The organism is Pseudoalteromonas sp. NH0006-26 (genome assembly GCF_057552415.1).
The window spans coordinates 93,536-116,977 of record NZ_BAAJMJ010000006.1; the positions used below are offsets into that span (position 1 = coordinate 93,536).

20 protein-coding genes and 1 tRNA gene are annotated in these 23,442 nt (G+C 41.2%); 3 read left to right on the forward strand and 18 right to left on the reverse strand.

The genetic code is table 11. From position 1 onward, the window contains the following. Positions 1–148 precede the first annotated feature (148 nt). The 17 genes from AC27JR_RS10835 to AC27JR_RS10915 all read right to left on the reverse strand — a co-directional run bounded on the left by AC27JR_RS10835 (position 149) and on the right by AC27JR_RS10915 (position 18,415). Positions 149–646, reverse strand: coding sequence for a DUF2059 domain-containing protein (locus AC27JR_RS10835; protein ID WP_008114567.1), 498 nt, complete (start codon positions 644–646; stop codon positions 149–151). Positions 647–777: 131 nt separating this feature from the next. After that, on the reverse strand, positions 778–1,110 hold the full coding sequence (locus AC27JR_RS10840) for a Na+/H+ antiporter subunit G (protein ID WP_008114566.1): 333 nt from the start codon (positions 1,108–1,110) through the stop codon (positions 778–780). Positions 1,111–1,119: 9 nt separating this feature from the next. Further along, positions 1,120–1,389, reverse strand: coding sequence for a K+/H+ antiporter subunit F (locus AC27JR_RS10845; RefSeq protein ID WP_008114565.1), 270 nt, complete (start codon positions 1,387–1,389; stop codon positions 1,120–1,122). After that, positions 1,383–1,919, reverse strand: coding sequence for a Na+/H+ antiporter subunit E (locus AC27JR_RS10850; RefSeq protein WP_008467136.1), 537 nt, complete (start codon positions 1,917–1,919; stop codon positions 1,383–1,385). The genes AC27JR_RS10845 and AC27JR_RS10850 overlap by 7 nt, the downstream gene beginning before the upstream one ends. Next, the gene (locus AC27JR_RS10855) at positions 1,919–3,436 is read right to left on the reverse strand and encodes a monovalent cation/H+ antiporter subunit D (protein WP_487173598.1); all 1,518 of its coding nucleotides are present in this window, start codon (positions 3,434–3,436) and stop codon (positions 1,919–1,921) included. The genes AC27JR_RS10850 and AC27JR_RS10855 overlap by 1 nt, the downstream gene beginning before the upstream one ends. Beyond that, positions 3,433–3,780 (reverse strand): Na+/H+ antiporter subunit C, encoded by a 348-nt coding sequence (locus AC27JR_RS10860; protein WP_008114561.1) that lies wholly within the window; start codon positions 3,778–3,780, stop codon positions 3,433–3,435. The genes AC27JR_RS10855 and AC27JR_RS10860 overlap by 4 nt, the downstream gene beginning before the upstream one ends. Beyond that, on the reverse strand, positions 3,780–6,572 hold the full coding sequence (locus tag AC27JR_RS10865; RefSeq protein ID WP_487173599.1) for a monovalent cation/H+ antiporter subunit A: 2,793 nt from the start codon (positions 6,570–6,572) through the stop codon (positions 3,780–3,782). Before AC27JR_RS10865 ends, AC27JR_RS10860 begins: the two co-directional genes overlap by 1 nt. 254 nt (positions 6,573–6,826) lie before the next feature. Then, entirely contained in the window at positions 6,827–7,966 is a 1,140-nt protein-coding gene (locus tag AC27JR_RS10870) for a hypothetical protein (protein WP_487173600.1), read from the reverse strand. Next, a complete protein-coding gene (gene nlpI / locus AC27JR_RS10875; protein ID WP_008114554.1) occupies positions 7,950–8,822 on the reverse strand; it encodes a lipoprotein NlpI in 873 nt (290 codons plus the stop codon). Before nlpI ends, AC27JR_RS10870 begins: the two co-directional genes overlap by 17 nt. Positions 8,823–9,004: 182 nt before the next feature. Continuing rightward, on the reverse strand, positions 9,005–11,131 hold the full coding sequence (pnp, locus tag AC27JR_RS10880) for a polyribonucleotide nucleotidyltransferase (protein ID WP_008114552.1): 2,127 nt from the start codon (positions 11,129–11,131) through the stop codon (positions 9,005–9,007). A gap of 362 nt (positions 11,132–11,493) precedes the next feature. Continuing rightward, positions 11,494–11,763, reverse strand: coding sequence for a 30S ribosomal protein S15 (gene rpsO / locus AC27JR_RS10885; protein ID WP_006793376.1), 270 nt, complete (start codon positions 11,761–11,763; stop codon positions 11,494–11,496). A gap of 109 nt (positions 11,764–11,872) precedes the next feature. Continuing rightward, complete coding sequence (gene truB / locus AC27JR_RS10890) at positions 11,873–12,817, reverse strand: tRNA pseudouridine(55) synthase TruB (RefSeq protein ID WP_487173602.1); 945 nt, start codon at positions 12,815–12,817, stop codon at positions 11,873–11,875. After that, positions 12,817–13,224: a 30S ribosome-binding factor RbfA gene (gene rbfA / locus AC27JR_RS10895; RefSeq protein WP_008467148.1), complete on the reverse strand. Its 408-nt coding sequence runs from the start codon at positions 13,222–13,224 to the stop codon at positions 12,817–12,819. Before rbfA ends, truB begins: the two co-directional genes overlap by 1 nt. A gap of 157 nt (positions 13,225–13,381) precedes the next feature. Further along, positions 13,382–16,039: a translation initiation factor IF-2 gene (gene infB / locus AC27JR_RS10900; protein WP_008114545.1), complete on the reverse strand. Its 2,658-nt coding sequence runs from the start codon at positions 16,037–16,039 to the stop codon at positions 13,382–13,384. A gap of 25 nt (positions 16,040–16,064) precedes the next feature. Then, positions 16,065–17,564: a transcription termination factor NusA gene (gene nusA, locus AC27JR_RS10905; RefSeq protein ID WP_008114544.1), complete on the reverse strand. Its 1,500-nt coding sequence runs from the start codon at positions 17,562–17,564 to the stop codon at positions 16,065–16,067. A 38-nt stretch (positions 17,565–17,602) separates the two neighbouring features. Beyond that, positions 17,603–18,058, reverse strand: a complete 456-nt coding sequence (gene rimP / locus AC27JR_RS10910) for a ribosome maturation factor RimP (RefSeq protein WP_008114543.1) — start codon at positions 18,056–18,058, stop codon at positions 17,603–17,605. A 280-nt stretch (positions 18,059–18,338) separates the two neighbouring features. Beyond that, a tRNA-Met gene (locus AC27JR_RS10915) sits at positions 18,339–18,415 on the reverse strand. A gap of 224 nt (positions 18,416–18,639) precedes the next feature. Here AC27JR_RS10915 and AC27JR_RS10920 point away from each other — a divergent pair. Continuing rightward, positions 18,640–20,193 (forward strand): cryptochrome/photolyase family protein, encoded by a 1,554-nt coding sequence (locus AC27JR_RS10920; protein WP_487173603.1) that lies wholly within the window; start codon positions 18,640–18,642, stop codon positions 20,191–20,193. A gap of 57 nt (positions 20,194–20,250) precedes the next feature. On the opposite strand, the gene AC27JR_RS10925 is transcribed toward AC27JR_RS10920, so the two are convergent. Beyond that, positions 20,251–20,697, reverse strand: a complete 447-nt coding sequence (locus tag AC27JR_RS10925) for an Hsp20 family protein (protein ID WP_010391385.1) — start codon at positions 20,695–20,697, stop codon at positions 20,251–20,253. Between the two features lie 290 nt (positions 20,698–20,987). On the opposite strand from AC27JR_RS10925, the gene AC27JR_RS10930 reads away from it, so the two are divergent. Both AC27JR_RS10930 and AC27JR_RS10935 read left to right on the forward strand, forming a co-directional pair. Further along, positions 20,988–21,251, forward strand: coding sequence for a GrxA family glutaredoxin (locus tag AC27JR_RS10930; RefSeq protein WP_008114535.1), 264 nt, complete (start codon positions 20,988–20,990; stop codon positions 21,249–21,251). Between the two features lie 160 nt (positions 21,252–21,411). Further along, complete coding sequence (locus AC27JR_RS10935) at positions 21,412–23,244, forward strand: DEAD/DEAH box helicase (RefSeq protein ID WP_487173604.1); 1,833 nt, start codon at positions 21,412–21,414, stop codon at positions 23,242–23,244. Positions 23,245–23,442 lie beyond the last annotated feature (198 nt).

Here is a 23,442-nt window from a genome sequence, read left to right on the forward strand (position 1 = left end):
TAAACCTCTGGTTATTTAATGACAACATAATAAACCTATGTGTGACACATAGGTCAACAATTAATTAAACACACGACTGGGGTGGGGGAAGAAAGTAAAGATAAGCGCAGCCACCATAGAATGACTGCTAAATTTGAGGGTTACTTGCTTAGTTTACTTCGCTTCGCGATTGTTTAAGTGCTTCACCAAGCTCACCAGCAATAGCTTGAATTTCAGGCATTGCGTCTTGCACTAAAGCCTGCGACATTTGCATTGATTCTTGCATTACCTGTGGCATTTTTTTTAAAATGGCCTGCCCTGATTCAGTCTTATAAAAAGCCAGCATGTCGCTAATTTCTTGTTCAGTAAACTGTTTATCGTAGAGGTTAATCATCATCGGCTGCATTTTTTGCCAGCTCATTTTTGTTTTTAATACCTCGGTCATATCAGCATAATACTTGTCGAAAATTGCTTTCTCATCTGGCTTTACGCCCATTTGCACCGACATATTTTGCATCATGCCCTCAACTTGCGCATACATAGAGTCAACCATGGCGTCCATGTTCATCACCTCTACCAGCTCGTCAATTTTTTGCTGTTTGGCAGTTTGCGCTGCATATAAGTTAGTTGAAAAAATTAAAAGTGAAAGCAGTATTACCTTACCCATATTAATATCCTTTTGTATTTGAATTAGCGTCATACTTACATGTTCAACAAGTGTTGTAAATGGGGACAACCAAAAAACAAAAAAGCCGAATAACACACGTTTATTCGGCTTTTAATCGTTTGTGCTCAAAGCTAATCTTTTTCGATATTATCGAGTCCTTTTGTTCCCTCTTTGGCTTTAAGCTTATGATGAATTGCGGTTTTAATCAGCATGTAGCCACTGATAGGTGCAGTGATTAATAAAAATATAGTGATTAATATTTCTTTTACACTTAAGCCACTGACTGAATTAGCAAAAAATACCATAGCAGCGGTAAGAATACTCGCCATACCTAAAGTCGTCGCTTTCGTTGGCCCATGTAAACGCATAAAAAAGTCAGGTAATTTAATTAAGCCAATTGAGCCAATTAAAATAAATAACCCACCTAACAGCAGCAATATTGATACGATCCATTCACTTATCATTTTAATACCTTACTCAATTATGTCGCCACGAAGTAAATACTTACATACTGCTACCGTACTTATAAACCCAAGCATGGCAATAAGTAAGGCTGCTTCAAAGTACAACCCCGTACCCATACTAATACTGTATAAAATAATCAGTGCAATCACGTTAATGTACATAGTATCTAGCGCTAAAATACGATCTGGAACTGATGGGCCAATAATAAGTCGCCATAGATTAAGTAATAACGACAATCCAACCATTGAAAAAACAATCAGTAATACTGTATCTAACATTGAAATATCTCCTTTAGGGGAGCTTCGTAACGTGCTTTAATTTGTTTAATAAGCGCTTGCTCATCATCTAAATCTAACACGTGAATTAATAAATATCGCTGTACCGGTTCATCGTCTTCATTAAGCGATTTAATCAGCGGGTAAACCTCGGCACTTACCGTACCCGGCGTTAAAGACACACAGCTGGCTAAAATAGTAATTGGCATTTCATGCATTAGATCTATAGGCACTTTAACAAAGCCTGGACGCAGATTTTTTGAAGGGCCTAGAATTAATAATGCTACTTGCAAATTAGCCACAATAATATCGTAAAGTACGATCAGTAACTGCTTAAATGCCAGCCCAGGCTTTAGTATCAGCGGTTGCGGATCTCTAAATGACATACTAAATAACGGTATTAACAATGCTAATATCGCTCCTAATATAATATGCCCTACCGACACACTGTTATTTAATAATAGCCATACTATAAATAAAAACAGACTACGAAACGGCGTAGGTAACCAACGAAAACGAGCTTGTAAGCGCATTACATACCTCCCTTAAGTACCGCATTAATACCACCACTAATATCGTGAAGTTGTGCTGCCGCTTCGAGTGCGTATTGTGTTGCCACGTCACCAAAAACAACCAGTAGTATTGAGCTTACTAATAAACCAACTAACACGGTTACTTGTAGCGGATGGGCATTAGCAACATCGCTACCATCACCTGTTTTGTCTTTACGTTCCCAAAACAAACTTGTACCCGCACGTGATATAGCCACAATAAGCGCTAGGCTCATAATTAAGTAAACAGGCCAAAACACCAGTGCTTGCTCACTATTTAATGTGGTTTTTAAAATCCAAATTTTGCCAACAAAGCCCGAAAATGGTGGCATACCAATGACGGTTAAACCGGCAATAATAAAACATGCCCCCAATAAGAATGGTTGTTTTACTGCACGCCCACCGACTAGTCGGTCGCCAGCTTTACCTCGTTGTATTGCAATTAAATCAGCAAGTAAAAATAGCGCTGCAGTCACTAACGTTGAGTGCACTAAATAGTAAAGCAATGCAGCGGTGGCATTTATGTTTTGTAATGCCACTAATGCCACCAACGTCCCTACAGAAACCAGCACTAAATTAGCGGTAAGCTTGCGTAAATCTTGTGAGGCTAACACCCCTATTGCACCAATCACTATGGTAGCAATGGCCAGCGCCCACAGCCAAGACTGCGCCATATGTTCAAGCTCGCCGGCTTGCTCACCAAATATCACTGTATATACACGTAAGGTTGCGTAAACACCGACTTTAGTCATAATCGCAAATAATGCAGCAACCACAGGTGTGGCACTTGCATAGGCGTTTGGTAACCATAAATGCAATGGTAATAATGCACTTTTAAGTGCAAATACAACGAGTAATAGTAACCCGCCTGCTTTTGCTAAATAAACATCATCACCGGTTAGCAGTGGTACTTTATTAGCCATATCAGCAATATTTAAAGTGCCTAATACTCCGTATAAAATACCTAAACCAATTAAAAACACGCTTGAGCCGACTAAATTTAAAATAACATAATGCAGCGCTGCGCGCGTTTTGGGCTTGCCGCCACCGTGCATTAATAGCGCATAAGAGGCAATTAATAACACTTCAAAAAATACAAAGACGTTAAATAAATCGCCCGTTAAAAATGCACCATTTACCCCTAATATCAAAAAATGGATTAAAGGATGGAAAAAGCTACCTTGTTCATCATCACCAGCACAGCCATATAAAGCCACGCCAACACCCAAAAAGGCGGTTAAGGTAACTAACAAGGTCGAGAGCATATCTGCAACCAGTACAATACCAAATGGTGCAGACCAGTTACCTATTGCATAAACAATAATACCGTTATCTTTAACCTGAACCAGCAGTAATACCGTGACTGCAAAGGTTAAAATAGCCATTAAACTAGACGTTAATCGACGTGCAAATAAACTTTTTCCACACGGTGGAAGCAACAAAATAATTGCTGCTAACATTGGCAGTAAAATAGGCAAAGATGCTAAATGCTGAATCATTTTCTCTCCTTGCGTTTACTTCTGGTTAGGCTGCCATCAACGTGATCGTTACCTAAATCTGCTCGGCCACGAATAGATAAAATAACCACAAACGCAGTCATCGCAAAGCCAATTACAATGGCTGTTAACACTAAGGCTTGTGGCAGCGGATCGGCATAATCAGCGCCCGTTCCTAGTACCACGGCTTTATTAATTGTTAAGCGCCCTGATGAGAATAAAAACAAATTAACCGCGTAAGAAATCATTGTCAGCCCCAATACCACAGGGAATGTGCGCGCTCTTAATAATAAGAACACGCCACAGGTGACTAGCACGCCAACGCAAGATGCGTATAACAGTTCCATTAAATATTTACCTCTTCTTTCTCTGCGTTCGCTGTCATATTACCTAAGCTCGCAAGGATCATCAGCGTAGCGCCAACAACGGTTAAGTACACGCCCAAATCAAATACAATGGCGCTGGCAAGCTCTGTTTTACCAACAAACGGAATATCAAAGTAATCAAACCAGGTAGTTAAAAATGGCTTGTCAAAGAACCAACTTCCCACACCTGTAAACATGGCGATAGCAATGCCTGATGCAATAATTTTGCGATAGTTAACATCAAAGCGTTCATTTATCCACGCAGTACCATGTGCCATATATTGTAAAATAAAGGCTATAGAGGTTACGAGACCAGCTATAAACCCACCACCAGGTAAGTTGTGACCACGTAAGAATATATAAGCTGACACTAATAACGCTAATGGCAGTAAGCTTTGTGAAATACAAGCCAATAAAATAGGATGACGATCTTTAGACCATGGACGCCCTTCACTATCGCTTGCAGGCATATAAAGTGGAATTCTTGATAGCAGTTTAAATATACCCAGTGCAGCAATACCTAACACGGTAATTTCACCTAAGGTGTCAAAGCCCCTAAAATCAACCAAAATAACGTTAACCACGTTAGTACCACCACCGCCTATTTTGGCGTTAGCAATAAAGAACTCAGAAATTGAATCAAGCGGTCGAGTCAGTAAAGCGTAACAAATACTAGCAATAATCACCCCTACGGTAGAGGAAATAACCACATCACGTAAAATGCGCAACGAGCTAGATTCTCTCGGCGTGCTTTGTGGTAAGAAAAACAGTGCCAACATTAATAGTATAATAGTGGCTACTTCAACTGTAAGTTGCGTTAAAGCCAAGTCAGGCGCTGAAAAACGGGTAAACGCCACCGACACCATTAAACCCACAATCGACAGCATTAATAACGACACCATTCGAATTCGATGCCAAATAACGGTAGCAATTGCGCCTATTATGAGTAGCCCTGCACCAATTGCGTTTTGAATGTCAACCGGAGTATTAGGCACACTGCCAGCTAGCTGTTTCATTTCAAATAATGGCCAACCAGAGGCAAGTAATACAACACCTAACATAATAAATACATAGCGTTGTAATGAGCCATTTTCTGTTGATTGGATTTTGTTTTGACACCAATTAACCACTACCGCTAAAAAACGCTCGAAGATTTTTTTAGCATTAAAAGGAGGTAACGACGCCTGGAACTGGAACAAGTACTTACGATTAACGTAAATAAATAAACCACCAATTACTGCCATACCACTCATAAGCAGAGGTAAATTGAAACCATGCCAAATAGTCAACTTATACTCAGGCATTGCCTCACCAAGTACAGCCAGTGATGCAGCCGACAAGATACCGTCGACGGCAAAGTGCGGGAAAATACCCACTAAAATACATAGCACCACTAAAATTTCGATAGGCACACGCATATAACGCGGCGCCTCATGAGGGGTACGCGGTAAATCAATTGGCTCACCATTAAAGAATACGTCATGAATAAAGCGTGATGAGTACGCCACCGACAACGCGCCCGCAACAGTCGCTAGCACCGGAATTAACCAAGACATAGAGCCAAGCACCTGCTGATGCAGTGTCTCAGCAAAGAACATTTCTTTTGATAAGAAACCATTTAATAACGGTACACCGGCCATAGCGGCAGCAGCCACCATCGCCAAGGTGGCTGTATAAGGTAAGTAGCGCCACATGCCATTGAGTTTGCGCATATCACGGGTACCGGTTTCATGGTCAATAATGCCGGTTGCCATAAATAACGACGCTTTAAACGTTGCGTGGTTAATAATATGAAAAATAGCGGCAACGGTTGCAAGCTGTGTATCTAGGCCTAGTAATAATGTAATTAAACCCAAATGACTAATCGTTGAATAGGCTAACAAGCCTTTTAAATCATGCTTGAATAACGCGATATAAGCGCCAAATAACAGCGTGGTTAAGCCGGTCAAACCGACCAATAGAAACCAAGTATCGGTCCCCGCCAGTGCGGGATAAAAACGTGCAAGTAAAAAGATACCTGCTTTTACCATAGTGGCAGAGTGTAAATATGCACTTACTGGCGTAGGTGCAGCCATGGCGTGCGGTAACCAAAAATGAAACGGAAATTGTGCAGATTTAGTAAAAGCACCTAGTAAAACTAATACCAATGCCAATTCATATAAGTCGTGAGATTGAATAATCGCTTTACTGGCTAAAATGGTATCTAAATCGTAACTGCCAACAATGTCTCCTAACAACATTAAACCACCCAGTAAGGCTAAACCACCGGCACCTGTTACCGCTAATGCCATACGCGCCCCCTTGCGCGCCTCTGATTTATGCCACCAGTAACTGATCAACAAGAACGAGCTAATACTCGTTAGCTCCCAAAACACCCATAACTGAATTACATTATTTGACATAACAATGCCTAGCATGGCGGTCATAAATAACATTAAATAGCTAAATAGTTTTGGCAGTGAATCATTTTGACTTAGGTAATAACGAGCATACAAAATCACCAGTAGCCCTATTCCTAAAATCATAAATAAAAACAGTAAACTCAATCCATCCAAGCGCAAGGAAATATCTAACCCTAAAGCAGGTATCCACTGCGCGCTAAAACGAATAGTTTCTCCCGCAAGAACCGCGGGCGCATGATAAAGTGTAATTGCAAGCGCGGCTAATGGCGCAATAGCCGTTAGGCTCGTTGCCTGATTTCGAGAAAGTTTGCCGGTGCATGCAGAAATAACACTGCCTAATAAGGATAACAGGGGTATCCAGAGCAAAGTCATAATGAAGGGCCTTTTTGAATCATAAAGTTTATCAATTCGCTACTTGTTATTATTAAATACCAAAGTGACTTGGGTATACGTTTTATGTCTGTTTTTTAACAACATTAATACGTATAGTTATACTGATAAACGCAGTTTTTGTCTATAGAAAGCGCCACTAGCGGGATAATAATCAAACAAAAATGCCTATAAATTAATGAACTGAGGCAAAACAAGCTCAGCTTTTGAACAGTTTACAGCCGAGTATTTAATCACTAAAAGCGAATAAATAAATGAGCATTGAGTGCTATGTGGGTTTGCCACAACATGCGGTATTGCGCAGATAGCCCTAACTGCTGATATTGCATAATCGACCACTTTGCGCTGGGCTTATAGGCTGTACCACCTTGTTGGCAACTCTGGCTTTTGTGCCACCCTTTGGGAGCATCTGACTTTTTTGCAATAAATAAGTTGGGGGCAACCAACCCCTCAAGCTGACATAGCCACGCTTGCTTTTTTACCGGTAAAGCATATTCATCTTCAAAGCCATTAAAGTGCATTAATTCATGTAAAAACACCGCGTAGCTAGCCTGTGAATTAATATGCATTAAACCATTTTTTACATTCGCAGTACCTTGTTTGGGCATCATAACTGCAAAATCAAACTCCGCGGGAAGCTGCTTTTTAAGCGATGATTGCAGCCAATCGCACTTAGCACGTTTGGATTCAGTACTATTACAGCTAATTGCATTACCCACATAAACTGGTTTTGAAAAACAAAAGGTATTGGGGCTAGGCTCTGGGTTTTCTAAGTACGCGTTACGAAATTGATTGAGCCTGTATAATCCATCACGGTGATCGCTCAGCATTAACACATTAAATGTACACTGCTTTTGTATCGCAATTTGCTCGCTTGCAACCAAAAACCCTAACTTATTCATAAATGATTTACTTAACGTTTCTATGGGTGCTTGTTGCTGTAATTGCAGGTGATAAAAGGTATCGCCTTTAGGAAGCTTATTTTGATTTTTTAATAGCGCTAAATCCTGCCAGCGTTTTTGAGAGAATAACAAGTCGGCGAGCTTTGCTTGTTGTGCAAGTGTTATTTTATCTAAGCTTGCTTGCCAGAATAGCTTAGCCGTTTCAGTTTGATTATTGCTTAATAATGACAACCCATAGCCATATTGAGCATGTGCTATTTTATTGCGGGCTAAGGTTGCTAAGGCTGTGGTAGGTAATTGCAAAATGTGGTTTGCAAAGTAACGAGGAAATTGCCAGTAACTGTCAATTACATTGGCTTTGGCATGTAATACTTGCCAAAAGCCAATGCTATTTTGTTTATTACTCGAGCTGCTAATAAAGCTAGTGCACAGTAATAAAACGCTTAATTTAAAAAAGTTAGCCAGCGCTTTCACTGGCCATCAACTCAAGCTCTAAACGTGCGTACTTATATTCAATAAATTCATGCACATTCGTGGCCAACGCCAACCTAAAGTAGTCAGTCGCAATACCCAGCTCACCTGCGGCTTGGTGCTGTTTAGCTAAGTAAAAATAAGCCTCACATAAACGCTGAGCATATTCTTGTTGTGAGCTGACACCATCGGCTATGCCTGAAAAAAAGGCTTGTTCACTCATATCACCCACATACAAAGCAATAAGCTGATACGCCCATTCATTTTCATCAAGAGCTGCTGAATTGGCTTTTAACGCAGCAAGTGCCGCAGTTTTATCTTGTGCCGCTTGGGCTAAATAAAGCCACAACACACGATAAGGGTCGTTAGGAGAGCGCTCCAAGAATGTTTTAAAGTCATCTTTTGCAAGCGTCGCTCTATCACCATAGTACAAGGCAATACCACGATTTAAATACGCATATTCATGCTCTTGGTCTAGCTCAATGGCTGAGTCAAAGTACTCGTATGCTTTTTCGTATTGCTGCATCAAAGTATGCTGAATACCTAAAAAGTTATAAACTTCAGCCAAATCGGGCTTGAGCTTAACCGCTCGATTAAAATCAATTCGCGATAAAGTCGTCATACCTAAGCTATCAAACAGTACTCCACGGTCATAATAGAGCTTTGCTTGTTGCTCTGTACTCAAGTCTGCTCTGTTTAATAGCTCTGAAAAACGTGCAATGGCAATTTCATTTCTAAAATCTGATGCAAGCGGTGCAGTAAATGGCACATTAATAATTGCAGTGGGTTTAGTAGTAGCCTGACAAGCGCTTAAAGACAAAATAGCAAAAGATGCCAAGGCTAAATGTTTAAGTCTCATTAAAATCCTTAATACCGAGGTAAGTAGCAAATAGATAAGACATAAGCTGTCTTGTAAGGTTCATTCCAGTTATGTGTTGAGTATGATGAACACAATTGATTGCTAACATTAAAGCATAAAAAAAGGGGCTAAACAGCCCCTTTTTATACTATCCAGTAATTATCTGGATGAAAGATTAGCAATTACGCGTCTTTAGACTCGTCAGCTGCAGGTGCTGCTGATTCCATTGCTTCTTTAATACTTAGACGTACACGGCCTTGACGGTCTACTTCTAGTACTTTAACTTTAACTTCTTGACCTTCGCTAAGGTGATCAGCAACGTTGTTAACACGTTCAGTGCTGATTTGTGAGATATGCACTAGGCCATCTTTACCAGGAAGAATGTTTACAAACGCACCGAAATCAACGATACGTACCACTTTACCTTCGTAGATAGTACCTACTTCAAGCTCAGCCGTTAATTGCTCAATACGGCTAATTGCATTTGCTGCACTTTCACCGTCTGTAGCAGCAATCTTGATTGTGCCATCATCACCGATTTCAATCGTAGTACCCGTTTCTTCAGTAAGCTGACGGATAGTCGCGCCACCTTTACCAATAACTTCAGCGATTTTCTTCTGTGGGATTTGCATCGTGTAAATACGCGGAGCAAACATAGACAGCTCTTCAGAAGGTGCAGAAATCGCTTCGTCCATCACACCTAGGATGTGTAAACGTGCAGCTTTCGCTTGTTTAAGCGCGATTTGCATGATTTCTTGTGTGATACCTTCAATTTTGATATCCATTTGTAGAGCAGTGATACCGTTAGTTGTACCCGCTACTTTAAAGTCCATGTCACCTAAGTGATCTTCATCACCTAAGATGTCTGAAAGAACAACAAAGTTTTCTTCTTCTTTAACTAAGCCCATCGCGATACCCGCAACAGAGGCTTTAATTGGAACACCCGCGTTCATAAGCGCTAGAGACGTACCACAAACTGATGCCATTGAAGATGAACCATTTGATTCAGTAATTTCAGATACAACACGGATTGAATATGGGAATTCAGTCAATGTTGGCATTACTGCTTGGATACCACGCTTAGCTAGGTTACCGTGACCGATTTCACGACGCTTAGGAGAACCAACAAAACCCGTTTCACCTACACAGAATGGAGGGAAATTGTAGTTAAGCATAAAGTGGTTTTTGTGCGTGCCAGTTAAATCGTCGATTAACTGTGAATCACGTTCTGTACCAAGTGTTGCTGTTACTAATGCTTGTGTTTCACCACGTGTGAAGATTGCAGAGCCGTGAGTACGTGGAAGTACACCCGTCATTACATCTAGAGCACGGATCATATCTGGTTCACGACCATCGATACGTTTTTCGCCAGCAGCGATACGGCCACGAACGATTTTCTTCTCAAGTGAACCGAATACTTTACCTACCTCTTGCTTATCAAGTGTTTCGCCTTCAGCAAGCTCGCTTGTTAGTGCTTCAACAACCGCATCTTTTGCAGCAGTTAATGCTTCTTTACGCGCTACTTTATCAGTAATACGGTAAGCTTCGCCTACTTTATCAGCAGCAAGTGTTGCTACTTTCTCTTCTAATGCAACGTTTTTCTCAGGTGCAGTCCAATCCCAAGTAGGCTTGCCTGCTTCTGCTTTAAATTCGTTAATTGCATTGATGATAGACTGTGATTGCTCATGGCCGTATACAACCGCACCTAGCATTACGTCTTCAGCAAGAACGTCTGCTTCTGATTCAACCATAAGTACAGCGTTATCAGTACCCGCAACAACTAAATCAAGTTGGCTTTCTTCAAGCTCTTTTAGTGTCGGGTTAAGTACGTATTCACCGTTGATGTAACCAACACGTGATGCACCAATTGGACCGCTGAACGGGATACCAGAGATAGCAAGTGCTGCCGATGTACCAATCATCGCAACCATATCAGGCTGGATTTCAGGGTTTACAGAAACAACTGTCGCGATAACTTGTACTTCGTTTACGAAACCATTAGGGAAAAGTGGACGAATTGGACGGTCAATAAGACGTGCAATAAGTGTTTCGCCATCGTTAGGACGACCTTCACGCTTAAGGAAACCACCTGGGATACGACCAGCAGCGTACATACGCTCTTGGTAGTTAACTGTTAGTGGGAAGAAATCTTGACCTGGTTGAGCTTCACGCTTACCAACAACCGTTACTAGTACTGACGTATCGCCAATGCTTGCTAGTACTGCGCCGTCTGCTTGACGAGCGATAGCACCTGTTTCTAGTGTCACTGTGTGTTGACCTAGTTGAAATTCTTTTATAATTGCTTGCACTTAAAATATTCCTTAAATGTATTTTTAGTATTAATTAAGTTTTCATCAAAGTACCAATTACAGTACATAATTGTATTCAGTTGGAAATCAATTAAGTACTACAATTGGCAATGATGTAAATAACCGTAAATAAACCTTTTTATCTACGCGCCATAGTATATAACAAAGTCAGGTAAAATTGCGAGCTTAGCACCGAGATAAAATAGTGCTTGCAGCAATGCCAAAAACATTCGCTTTGTGACTGACAATAGTATGGCTTTTATTAGATATTTCAAGGGGTTTACTGAGACGTACTGGGGAAATCGAGAAAATTCAGACACAAAAAAAGGAGCTAAAAAGCTCCCCTTTTGATAATCAAGTTCTTAGCGACGTAGGCCAAGCTCTTTGATTAACGCAGTGTAACGCGAGATATCTTTACCTTTAAGGTAATCAAGCAGTTTACGGCGAGTGCTTACTTTACGAAGCAGACCACGACGTGAGTGGAAGTCATGCTTGTGATCAGCAAAGTGACCTTGAAGCTTGTTGATATCAAAAGTAAGTAATGCTACTTGTACTTCAGGTGAACCAGTGTCGCCTTCAGCGCGTGCGAATTTAGCAATGATATCGATTTTTTCTTGATTGCTTAGTGACATAATAACTCCAAAAGTTAAATTTAATAGGTGCTTTAGCCGATCACTAATTCAGCCAAAACGATTAAGCGGGCGTATTCTACCAATTATCAGCATAACTACAAGTTAAACTTTACTCTGGTTGTTGATTAGACAAGCCACGCTTTGATTTTAAATGGCCATCAGGATTACGTTCGCCAGTACCAATAAATATTCCGTCAGCCAGTACCTTTATTGCGCCTTCAGGCAGGGCTTTACCCAACACCACAGCTTGACCATGGCTAAATGCCATTCCCTGCTCTTGAGTAATTTCCACAACGGGTAAATCAACTAACGCGGTATCCATTGGCAATAATAATTCGTCAAGGTAAGTGGAAGGCGCAACGTCTTGTTCTTTCGCTTGATTTAATAACGTTTCTAAGTGCTCAAGTGTGACCATTTTATCTGCAGGGTAATGCCCTACAGCACTACGATGCAGCATAATCACATGCGCGCCGCAGCCTAAGTTTTCACCTAAATCATCAACGATAGTACGAATATACGTACCTTTAGATACATGGGCAGTCATTTGTATTTCGTTGGCTTGCTCATCAAACTCATCAAGCGTTAAGCTAAATACGTTAATTTTTCGACATTTGCGAGGAACTTCAATGCCTTCACGCGCATATTTATATAAAGGCTTGCCTTCATATTTTAGCGCTGAATACATTGATGGGTATTGGTCTGACTCACCTAAAAACTTAGCAATTTCTTCGCTTAGTAATTGGGAAGTAACATTCACATCGCGAGTTTCGACCACTTCGCCATCAGAGTCTGATGTGGTAGTACGTTTACCTAGCTTAGCTCGAACAACATAGGTTTTATCTGTATCGAGTAAAAACTGGGTAAACTTAGTCGCTTCACCAAAACAAATTGGCAGCATGCCGGTCGCAAGCGGATCAAGCGCACCTGTGTGCCCCGCTTTTTGCGCAAAATAAATACCTTTAGCCTGCTGTAATGCCTTGTTTGATGAAATGCCTTCTGGTTTGTTTAACAACAAAATACCATCAACTGGACGGCCTTTACTGCGTCTTGCCATTAGTCTTTAGTGCCTTCTTCGCTATCTGTTTCATCATCAACATGCTTAGCGTTATCTTCACGAATGATAGAGTCCACTAAGTTAGAGATACGCATCCCTTCCATTAATGAGTTATCAACCACAAATTTAAGCTCTGGCATAATACGTGCGCGAATACGTTTACCTAGTAACGAACGGATATAGCCCGTTGCTTCGTTCAGTACTTTTGCACTTTGTTTTGCTGCATTTTCGTCTTCAGTGTTAAACACCGTGATAAAAACTTTGGCATAAGATAAATCGCGCGATACTTCTACCGCAGACACTGTCACCATGCCTAAGCGCGGATCTTTAATTTCGCGTTGTAGAATCACAGCAATTTCTTTTTGAATTTGCTGAGCAACACGATCAGTGCGAGAAAATTCTCTCATTTCACTTTCCTAAAATTATAACTTATTGAAAAACAATAATAAGTTAACTAAATAATGGATACACAAATGGGGGCTGAGCCCCCATTTAAAATCTTAGCATAGGATATGTTGAGCTATCGAGGTACAACCTTGAATGTCCAACACCACCTAATAACAATTAAAGAGTACGTTGTACTTCAACTGTTTCAAATACTTCGATTTGGTCACCAACGCGAACGTCATTGTAGTTCTTAACGCCGATACCACATTCCATGCCGTTACGAACGTCTTGTACGTCATCTTTAAAGCGACGTAATGACTCAAGTTCACCTTCGTAAATAACCACGTTATCACGAAGTACACGAATTGGTGCGCTACGTTTGATAGTACCTTCAGTAACCATACAACCAGCAATTGCGCCAATTTTTGGAGACTTAAATACATCACGTACTTCAGCAAGACCAATGATCTCTTGTTTAAACTCAGGAGCAAGCATACCAGACATGGCTTGCTTAACTTCTTCGATAAGCGCATAAATTACGCTGTAGTAACGAAGGTCTAAGTTTTCAGAGTCAATCACTTTACGCGCTGATGCATCGGCACGAACGTTAAAGCCAACTACGATTGCGTTAGACGCTGCAGCAAGAGTTGCATCTGTTTCAGTGATACCACCAACACCAGAACCAACAATCTTCACTTTTACTTCATCAGTAGAAAGTTTAGTTAGTGAGTCTGAAATTGCTTCAATTGAACCTTGAACGTCTGCTTTAAGTACCACGTTAACTTCAGACACGTCGCCTTCAGTCATGTTAGTAAACATGTTTTCAAGCTTCGCTTTTTGCTGACGCGCTAATTTAACATCACGGAATTTACCTTGACGGTAAAGTGCAACTTCACGTGCTTTACGCTCGTCTTTAACTACTGTCGCTTCATCACCTGCAGCTGGAATACCAGAAAGACCTAAAATCTCAACAGGGATAGAAGGACCCGCAGATTTAATGTCTTTACCGTTTTCATCGCGCATTGCACGAACACGGCCATACTCAAGACCACATAATACAATGTCACCTTGGTTAAGCGTACCTGATTGAACAAGGATAGACGCTACTGGACCACGGCCTTTATCAAGACGTGATTCAATAACAACACCCGCAGCCATACCTTCGGTTGGTGCATTTAGTTCTAACAGCTCAGATTGCATTAATACAGCTTCTAAAAGATCATCAATACCAAGACCTGTTTTAGCTGAGATGTGAACGTATTGCGTATCACCGCCCCAATCTTCTGGGATAACGTCTAGCTGAGCTAGTTCGTTTTTAACGCGGTCTGGATCTGCGCCTTCTTTATCCATTTTGTTAACAGCAATGATTAAAGGAACGCCAGCTGCGCGAGCATGCTGTACCGCTTCTTTAGTTTGTGGCATTACACCATCATCGGCTGCAACCACTAGGATTACGATATCAGTCGCTTTAGCACCACGAGCACGCATAGATGTAAATGCAGCGTGACCCGGAGTATCTAGGAAAGTGATCATGTTGCCGTTAGTTTCAACGTGGTATGCACCAATGTGCTGTGTAATACCACCGGCTTCGCCTGAAGCAACTTTTGCTGAACGAATGTAATCAAGCGTTGATGTTTTACCGTGGTCAACGTGACCCATTACAGTTACTACTGGCGCACGTGGCTCAGATTTACCATCTTCATGACGGTCATTTAGTACTGTTTGCTCTAATTCGTTTTCTTTAACGATGATAACTTTATGGCCCATTTCTTCTGCTACAAGTTGTGCAGTTTCTTGGTCAATAACTTGGTTAATCGTAACCATGTCACCCATTTTCATCATTGTTTTTACAACTTCAGCGCCTTTAACAGCCATGCGTGATGCAAGCTCAGCAACTGTAATTGTTTCACTAATACGCACTTCGTTTTTAACATCAGCCGTTGGTTTTTGGAAACCGTGCTGTAATGACGCTGGCGCTTTTAGCTTACCTTTTTTACCTTTAGACGCTGCAAATTTATCTTTTGCTGGCGCTTTTTTCTTTTTCTTCGCACGGCGTGAGCCTTGCTCTTCGCGAGCATCAGCTACATCTTCTGCTTCACGTGCGTAAGTTGAAGTCGTAAGGTGGTGATCCGCGGTTTCTTCGCGTTTCTTACGTTCTTCTTCTTCTTTCTTCCAGCGTGCTGAATTCTCTTCAGCTAGCTTTCTTGCCTCTTCTGCTTGACGTTTCGCTTCTTCTTCAGCTTTCTTCAATGCGGCCTCTTCTGCTTCTTTTTGCAGACGCTCAGCTTCGATGCGATCTTTCTCAGACTTAGCACTTTGCTCAGGGGTCATCTGCTGTTGTTTCGCTTTACGCTCTGCATCTGCTTTGCGTTTAGCTTCTTCTTTGGCTTTACGATCAGCGTCTTCTTTCGCTTTACGTTCTGCCTCTTGTTTCGCTTTCAATTCTGCGGCTTCTTGTGCAGCTTTTTGCTGCTCTTCAAGACGCGCTTTTTCTTCAGCGGCTAGACGTTGCTGTTCTTGTTCTTGCTCAACAGCACTCTTTTTCACGTAAGTGCGTGTTTTGCGAACTTCAACTTGTACTGCCTTTGCTTTACCCGTAGAGCCAGTCACACTTAATGTGCTTTTGCTCTTACGTTGCAGTGTCATGCGTGCTGGACCTTCAGACCCAGTACCGCCATGTTGCTTGCTTAGGTGATCAAGTAACGTTGCTTTTTCAGCTTCTGTTACATTCTCGCCTGCTTGTTTGGTAATACCGGCTTGTGAAAACTGCTGTAGTAATTTATCAACAGTTGTACCTATATCACCGGCTAGTTTTTCAACATTTACTTCTGCCATAGTCTCTAATACCTCCGTTAATAAATTACTCGTCTGCAAACCAACAAATATTACGTGCAGCCATAATTAGCTCACCCGCTTTCTCTGAAGATAGCTCTGTAATATCTACAAGCTCATCAATGCCTTGCTCAGCTAAGTCTTCAAGTGTTACTACACCCTTACTTGCCATAACAAATGCTAAATGACGCTCTAAGCCTTCAAGCGCAAGTAAGTCTTCCGCAGGCTCAGCGCCTTCTAAGCTTTCTTCCGTTTTAAGGGCTTTCGTTGTTAATGCATCTTTTGCACGTGAACGTAATACGTCCACTGTTTCTTCATCTAAGCCGTCGATTTCTAAAAACTCAGAAGCAGGTACATACGCAACTTCTTCTAGTGTTGAGAAACCTTCGTTGATAAGTAATGACGCAAACTCGTCATCAATATCTAAGTTTTCAGTAAATAAGTTAATTAACTTATCTGACTCAGCTTCGTTCTTAGCGCGCATTTCATCAACAGTCATTACGTTTAATTCCCAGCCAGTTAACTGGCTTGCTAAACGTACGTTTTGACCATTACGACCAATAGCTTGTGCTAAGTTATCAGCTTCAACAGCAATATCCATTGAGTGAGTGTCTTCATCCATTACGATTGAAGCCACTTCTGCTGGTGCCATTGCGTTAATAACAAACTGCGCTGGGTTGTCATCGTAAAGTACGATATCAACACGCTCGCCGCCAAGTTCTGACGATACAGCTTGAACACGTGCGCCACGCATACCAACACACGCACCTACAGGGTCTATACGCTTATCATTAGACTTAACTGCGATTTTAGCGCGTGAACCTGGATCGCGAGCTGCAGCACGTAATTCAATCATTTCTTCGCCAATTTCTGGCACCTCAATGCGGAATAATTCCATCAGCATTTCTGGTTTAGAACGGGTTACAAATAACTGTGCACCACGTGCTTCTGGTTTAACTTCATATAGAAGACCACGAATACGATCGCCTGGACGGAAGTTTTCACGTGGCAGCATGTCGTCACGGTAAATAACCGCTTCTGCGTTGTTACCTAAATCAAGAACGATTGCATCACGCGTTGCTTTTTTAACAACACCTGTTACTAGCTCGCCTTGCTGATCTTTGTACGCTTCAACCACTAAGGCACGCTCTGCTTCACGTACTTTTTGTACGATTACTTGCTTAGCCATTTGTGTTGTTATGCGGTCAAATTTAATTGATTCAATCTGCTCTTCTACGTAGTCGCCCATTTTCAAGTCTGGTTCTTCAACTTGAGCAGCTTCTAACGTGATTTCGCTGTATGGATTCTCTAAAGAACCATCTTCTAATACAGCAGCAATTTGCCAGCGGCGGAATGTATCGTAATCGCCAGTTTTACGGTCAATTGCAACACGTACATCAATTTCACCATCATGCTTTTTCTTTGTCGCTGTCGCTAATGCGAACTCTAGAGCTTCAAAAATCTTTTCTTTTGGAACCGCTTTCTCATTGGAAACGGCTTCAGCAACCAATAATATCTCTTTTGCCATGGGTAATGCCTCGCTTGCCCTATTCCTTCGCACTCGAATTAAAACTTTGCGATTATGTTCGCACGTTCAATGTTACTAAGCATGATTAAATGCTCTGCACCATCGCTAGATAGTGTGATCATATCGCTGCTAACTGCTATTAAGTCGCCTTTAAAATTACGGCGACCGTCTTGTGGAAGCTTAGTACGCACGCGTACTTCCTCTCCTTGCGCCTGCTCGTAGTGATCTTGTTTGAATAATGGACGATCAACACCAGGAGACGACACTTCCAAATCATATTCGTTTGTAATCGGGTCTTCGACGTCTAAAATCGCACTAATTTGACGACTTGCATCTGCGCAGTTGTCAACTGAAATTCCATCCTCATGAGCAATGTATACTCTTAAGGTAGAATGGCGACCCGCTTGTACAAACTCAAGACCATGTAATTCAAAGCCTAGCATTTCTACCGCAGGCGTTAACATGGTTACTAAATCTTGTTCAAGTTTTGTCACGAAAATCCTCCATACAAACAAAAAAAGGGCTTATAGCCCTAAAATACTGAGTTTAAATTTTGATTTAATCGATAAACATTAAATCAAACGGTGCAGATACAACAACGCCCCGAACCAAGCGGGGCGTCACACCAAAAAACGCAAAAACTGTGTGGCCTAGGGCCAAGCTTGGTTGCGAGTCAGTACCCTGACCAAATTAAACTTCATTAGCTTAAACGCAAAACGCGCATTACTTAGAATGCGCGATATAAAGTAGTAAGTTTAAACTTACTATTAAGATTGGTTGCGGGAGCCGGATTTGAACCAACGACCTTCGGGTTATGAGCCCGACGAGCTACCAGACTGCTCCATCCCGCGCCAATAGATAAAAAGCTAATAACTTAATATCGCTGTTAGTAAATTTTATAACCTACTAAACAATGGCCGCTATTATAAAGATGTACACCTAAATTAGCAACCATAATAACTAATAAGTTGATAAAAAAAGCAATGCTATTTATTGCTTTGCTCTATGATTAAAGCGACATGTAGAAATCGATCGCTTTTTCAAATACAGCGTATAAAAGTAATTTTGGCTCATTATGAAAAAATTTAAAACCTTAAAACTAGTTTTAGGTGACCAGCTAAACCCCGCTCATTCTTGGTTTAAAGATAAATCCGATGACACGGTGTTTGTTATTGCCGAGCTCATGCAAGAAGCGCAGTACGTAAAACATCACGTGCAAAAAATATCAGCCTTTTTTAAAGCCATGGAAAACTTCGCTAATGCGCTAGAAGATGCTGGCTTCAATGTATTACATCTCACGCTAGTTGACACCAAAGACGATAATGACTTACCCGCTCTTTTAACGCGTTTAGCCAAACAGCATGAATGTACCTCTATAGAATATCAATACCCAGATGAGTACCGTTTAAAAACACAACTTCACGAATTCGCGACTAATAGCGAGTTAACGGTGAATGCCTGCGACAGCGAGCACTTTTTATTGGCATTTAACGACATAGACAAACGCTTTAAAAAAGATAAACACGTCACTATGGAGCATTTTTATCGGGCAATGCGTAAGCAGTTCGATATTTTAATGGAGGATGAAAAACCTCACGGCGGTCAATGGAACTTTGATGCAAATAACCGTAATAAGTTCTCAAAAAACGACTTAGCCGATATCCCAAAACCAAAATTATTTAAAAATGATGTTAGCGCCATTATTGAACGTTTAGATAAACATAAAATAAATTACTTTGGACAAATAGAAACTCAGTTAAGCTGGCCAACAACCCGTAAACAAGCTATCAGTACACTTGATCACTTTTGTGCACATTTACTGCCTCGTTTCGGTCAATTTCAAGATGCGATGACAGATCAATGTCCTGATAAAGATACCTTTTATCACAGCCGGTTATCGTTTGCGTTAAATGCCAAAATTTTACACCCTCGCTATGTTATCGACCGTGTTGTTAAAGAGTTCCACCAACGCCAAGATGAAATATCGATTTCTCAGGTTGAAGGCTTTATTCGCCAAGTACTGGGTTGGCGCGAATATGTGCGTGGCGTGTATTGGAAAAACATGCCCGATTACGCCAACAAAAACCAGCTTAATGCAACTCGAGCACTACCGAGTTATTTTTGGAATGGTAAAACAAAAATGAATTGTTTAAGCCACTCATTAACACAAAGCTTAGACAGCGCGTATGCCCATCATATTCAGCGCTTAATGGTAATAGGTAATTTTTGCTTATTAACCGCCATTAATCCTGATGAAGTGGATGAATGGTATTTAGGCGTGTATATCGATGCTATTGAATGGGTAGAAATGCCTAACGCACGAGGGATGAGCCAATTTGCTGACGATGGCATCATTGCCACTAAACCTTATGCGGCCAGCGGCAACTATATAAATAAAATGAGTGACTACTGCAAAAGCTGCCAATACAAAGTGAAAGAAAAAGTGGGTAAAGACGCGTGTCCGCTAAACAGCCTTTACTGGCAGTTTATGCAAAAACACCGAGAGCGACTTGAGAAAAACCCACGAATAGGCATGGTTTATCGTAATTGGGATAAACAAGATGAATCATTACGCCAACAAACTTTAGATCAAGCTCAGCACTACATTAAACATATTGAAAGTCTATAAACGCAAAAAGCCGCCAAATGGCGGCTTTTCACAGGGAAAATACGTATGCTAGCTTAGCTATTTGCTTTCTAGCATATTGCCTGAGCCAATTTCAATTTTACGTGGCTTAAGCGCTTCTGGGATTTCGCGTTCAAGGTCGATGCTTAATAAGCCATTGGCTAAATCTGCGCCAAGTACTTTAACGTGGTCACCTAACTGAAACTTACGTTCAAAGTTACGCTCGGCAATGCCTTGATGAATGAATTTGCGCTCATCGTTTTGATCTTTACCTGCTTTAGTGCCTGATACAACTAAAGTGTTGTTTTCAGATTGCAGGCTTAACTCGTCTTCACTAAATCCAGCAACTGCCATAGTGATACGGTATTTGTCTTTATCAAGCGCTTCGATGTTGTACGGGGGAAAACTTGGCTGCTTGTCAGTTCGTGCAGCGGCATCCATTAATGATGCTAAATGATCGAAACCAATAAATGAACGGTATAGGGGTGATAAGTCTACTGTACGCATAATAATATCCTCATATTTAAGCGATATTTTGCTGCTACTTTTCGTTTGAACAAGTAACGGCAAATGTTAGTTAATAATATAATTTTCAAATAGTTCTGTTTAGATGAAGACCCATCAGGCGTCCTCAAATAACTATTTATGGGCGGACAATTTTATTTCAAGATTTTTTTATAAAATATTTTTTATTTTTATTTAATCCCTAAAAAAAGCGAACGTAATAATCGTTTTTTTGCACTGTAATAAATAATGAAATTAGTTACACTAGGATTAATTAATTTGAGGAGAGCGTTATGTTAACTGTAATTTTTGGCCGTGAAGGCTGCCCTTTTTGTGTTCGCGCTAAAGATGTTGCAGAGCAACTTGCTAATGACCGCGATGACTTTAAGTATCGCTACATCGACATCATCAAAGAAGGTATTAGTAAAGAAGATTTAGAAAAGTCTGCAGGCAAGCCATGCCCGACTGTGCCACAAATTTTTGTAGACCAAACACACATTGGTGGTTTTACAGAATTTGAAGCCTACGCCAAAGAAAACCTAGGCCTTTACCAGTAATTTTGTAGTCATATTGTTAACCAGCTTAATTAATGCACAACTTAAGCTGGTTAAATTTCGACCAACATCAAACACATATAAATTAGTTGTAATTTATACAAGCATTTGCCTCGTATTTCCTATACAATGCGCGCCTCTTTAAATTCGTTGAGGCGTATTAATGTCAGAACCAGTCACGTTTGAATCTCTAAATCTTTCTCCTGCAATTTTAAAGGCAGTTGAAGAGTTGGGTTACAAGACACCATCTGAAATCCAAGCTCAATGTATACCGTTATTGCTAGAAAGAAAGGACGTACTGGGACTAGCACAAACGGGTACAGGTAAAACAGCAGCATTTGCACTGCCATTACTAAATAATATTGACCCGTCTGTGAAACAGCCACAGATCCTTGTACTCACACCAACCCGTGAGCTTGCGATCCAAGTTGCTGAGGCATTTGAACAATATGCAAAACACACTCGTGGTGTTGAAGTATTGGCACTTTATGGTGGCCAGAGCTACAGCATCCAGTTAAGCGCACTTCGTCGTGGCGCACAGATTATCGTTGCTACACCAGGTCGCTTAATCGATCATATTAACCGTGGAACAATCAAGTTTGATGCTTTACAAGCACTTGTACTTGATGAAGCCGATGAAATGCTACGTATGGGCTTTATCGATGATGTAGAAAGCATCATGGAAAAAACGCCGCGTGAAAAGCAAACATGTCTTTTCTCTGCGACTATGCCTAAGCAAATTCAAAATATCAGCAGCAAATATATGAATAACCCTGAACAAGTTCATATTTCTGCGCGCAACTCGACTGTATCGTCAGTAGAGCAGGTGTTTTGGAATGCCCATGTTCATAAAAACAAAGCGATTGTTCGTTTCTTAGAAGCTGAACAATATGAAGGTGCTATTGTTTTCGTACGTACGCGTAACGATACAGTGCAACTAGCTGAGTTATTAGAGCGCGAAGGTTTCTCTGCAGCACCACTTAACGGTGACATGAACCAGCAAGCGCGTGAGCGCACGGTTGATCGTTTAAAAAGCGGCATGCTAAACGTTGTTATTGCAACAGACGTAGCGGCACGTGGTCTTGATGTAGACCGTTTAAGCTTAGTTATCAACTACGACATTCCACAAGATTCTGAAGCCTACGTTCACCGTATCGGCCGTACAGGTCGTGCTGGTCGTACTGGTAAAGCGATTCTTTTCGTTAAGCATAACGAGCGTTATTTACTTAAAAATATCATTCGTCATACTAAATCTGAAATCGCACAAGTTGAATTACCAACAGCTAAAATCGTTGAAGAAAAACGTATCAATGCATTACAAGAAAAGCTTACGCTTGCTCTTGAAAACAAAGATATTACTTTCTTCAATGAAGTGGCTGCCAACATGGCACAAAAACTTGAGCTGGCTCCTGAAGACTTAGCGGGTGCATTACTGTGTTTAGCACAGCAACAATCACCAATTAAAGTTGAAGAAGTTAAGATTCAACCGCGTGAGCGTAACGAACGTAATGATCGTAATCCTCGTAGCAATGACCGTGGTCGTCGTAACGAACGCCCTGAACGTGGCGGTGAGCGCGCTGAGCGTAAACCTCGCGAGCGTAACAGTCGTGATGCAGGCCCTATGGATACATACCGTATCGAAGTAGGTCGTGAACATGGTGTTCAGGTTAAGAACATTGTTGGCGCAATCGCTAACGAAGCAGACATTTCAAGCAAGTTTATTGGTGACATTCGTCTTCACGACAGTCACAGTACGGTACAATTGCCGCAAAACATGCCTAAAGATGTACTTGATCACTTCCAAAAAGTGTTTATTTGTAAACGCCCAATGGGTATGACATTAACACAAGATCAAGGTCCTTCTGAGCCACGCGGCGAGCGTTCTGAACGCCCTGCTGGTGACAAGAAGCGTAGCTTTAACAAAGAAGGCCAACGCCCTGATAAGCGTAGCGGTCCTCGTAAAGAACGTCGCCCAGTTAGCTTCACCGCTAAGTAAGCAACGACTCTTTAGTAAAAAAACCTTGCCACGAAAGTGTCAAGGTTTTTTTGTGCCTGGAATTCAGGTATCAGGTTAGCTTAATCTTCGTAACGCGCAGCCAACTTTTATGAGCTTTAAAGTGCAGTGTACCTACACCTCTTTGTAAATAATTCACTTAGCGCGTACCCACTAGCCTTTGATATCTCAAGCTTCTTT

Excerpts from the sequence above, each read along its gene's own strand:
- AC27JR_RS10835 (WP_008114567.1), bottom strand. The coding sequence starts at position 646 with ATGGGTAAGGTAATACTGCTTTCACTTTTAATTTTTTCAACTAACTTA.
- AC27JR_RS10840 (WP_008114566.1), bottom strand. The coding sequence starts at position 1,110 with ATGATAAGTGAATGGATCGTATCAATATTGCTGCTGTTAGGTGGGTTA.
- AC27JR_RS10845 (WP_008114565.1), bottom strand. The coding sequence starts at position 1,389 with ATGTTAGATACAGTATTACTGATTGTTTTTTCAATGGTTGGATTGTCG.
- AC27JR_RS10850 (WP_008467136.1), bottom strand. The coding sequence starts at position 1,919 with ATGCGCTTACAAGCTCGTTTTCGTTGGTTACCTACGCCGTTTCGTAGT.
- AC27JR_RS10855 (WP_487173598.1), bottom strand. The coding sequence starts at position 3,436 with ATGATTCAGCATTTAGCATCTTTGCCTATTTTACTGCCAATGTTAGCA.
- AC27JR_RS10860 (WP_008114561.1), bottom strand. The coding sequence starts at position 3,780 with ATGGAACTGTTATACGCATCTTGCGTTGGCGTGCTAGTCACCTGTGGC.
- AC27JR_RS10865 (WP_487173599.1), bottom strand. The coding sequence starts at position 6,572 with ATGACTTTGCTCTGGATACCCCTGTTATCCTTATTAGGCAGTGTTATT.
- nlpI (WP_008114554.1), bottom strand. The coding sequence starts at position 8,822 with ATGAGACTTAAACATTTAGCCTTGGCATCTTTTGCTATTTTGTCTTTA.
- rpsO (WP_006793376.1), bottom strand. The coding sequence starts at position 11,763 with ATGTCACTAAGCAATCAAGAAAAAATCGATATCATTGCTAAATTCGCA.
- truB (WP_487173602.1), bottom strand. The coding sequence starts at position 12,817 with ATGGCAAGACGCAGTAAAGGCCGTCCAGTTGATGGTATTTTGTTGTTA.
- rbfA (WP_008467148.1), bottom strand. The coding sequence starts at position 13,224 with ATGAGAGAATTTTCTCGCACTGATCGTGTTGCTCAGCAAATTCAAAAA.
- infB (WP_008114545.1), bottom strand. The coding sequence starts at position 16,039 with ATGGCAGAAGTAAATGTTGAAAAACTAGCCGGTGATATAGGTACAACT.
- nusA (WP_008114544.1), bottom strand. The coding sequence starts at position 17,564 with ATGGCAAAAGAGATATTATTGGTTGCTGAAGCCGTTTCCAATGAGAAA.
- AC27JR_RS10920 (WP_487173603.1), top strand. The coding sequence starts at position 18,640 with ATGAAAAAATTTAAAACCTTAAAACTAGTTTTAGGTGACCAGCTAAAC.
- AC27JR_RS10925 (WP_010391385.1), bottom strand. The coding sequence starts at position 20,697 with ATGCGTACAGTAGACTTATCACCCCTATACCGTTCATTTATTGGTTTC.
- AC27JR_RS10930 (WP_008114535.1), top strand. The coding sequence starts at position 20,988 with ATGTTAACTGTAATTTTTGGCCGTGAAGGCTGCCCTTTTTGTGTTCGC.
- AC27JR_RS10935 (WP_487173604.1), top strand. The coding sequence starts at position 21,412 with ATGTCAGAACCAGTCACGTTTGAATCTCTAAATCTTTCTCCTGCAATT.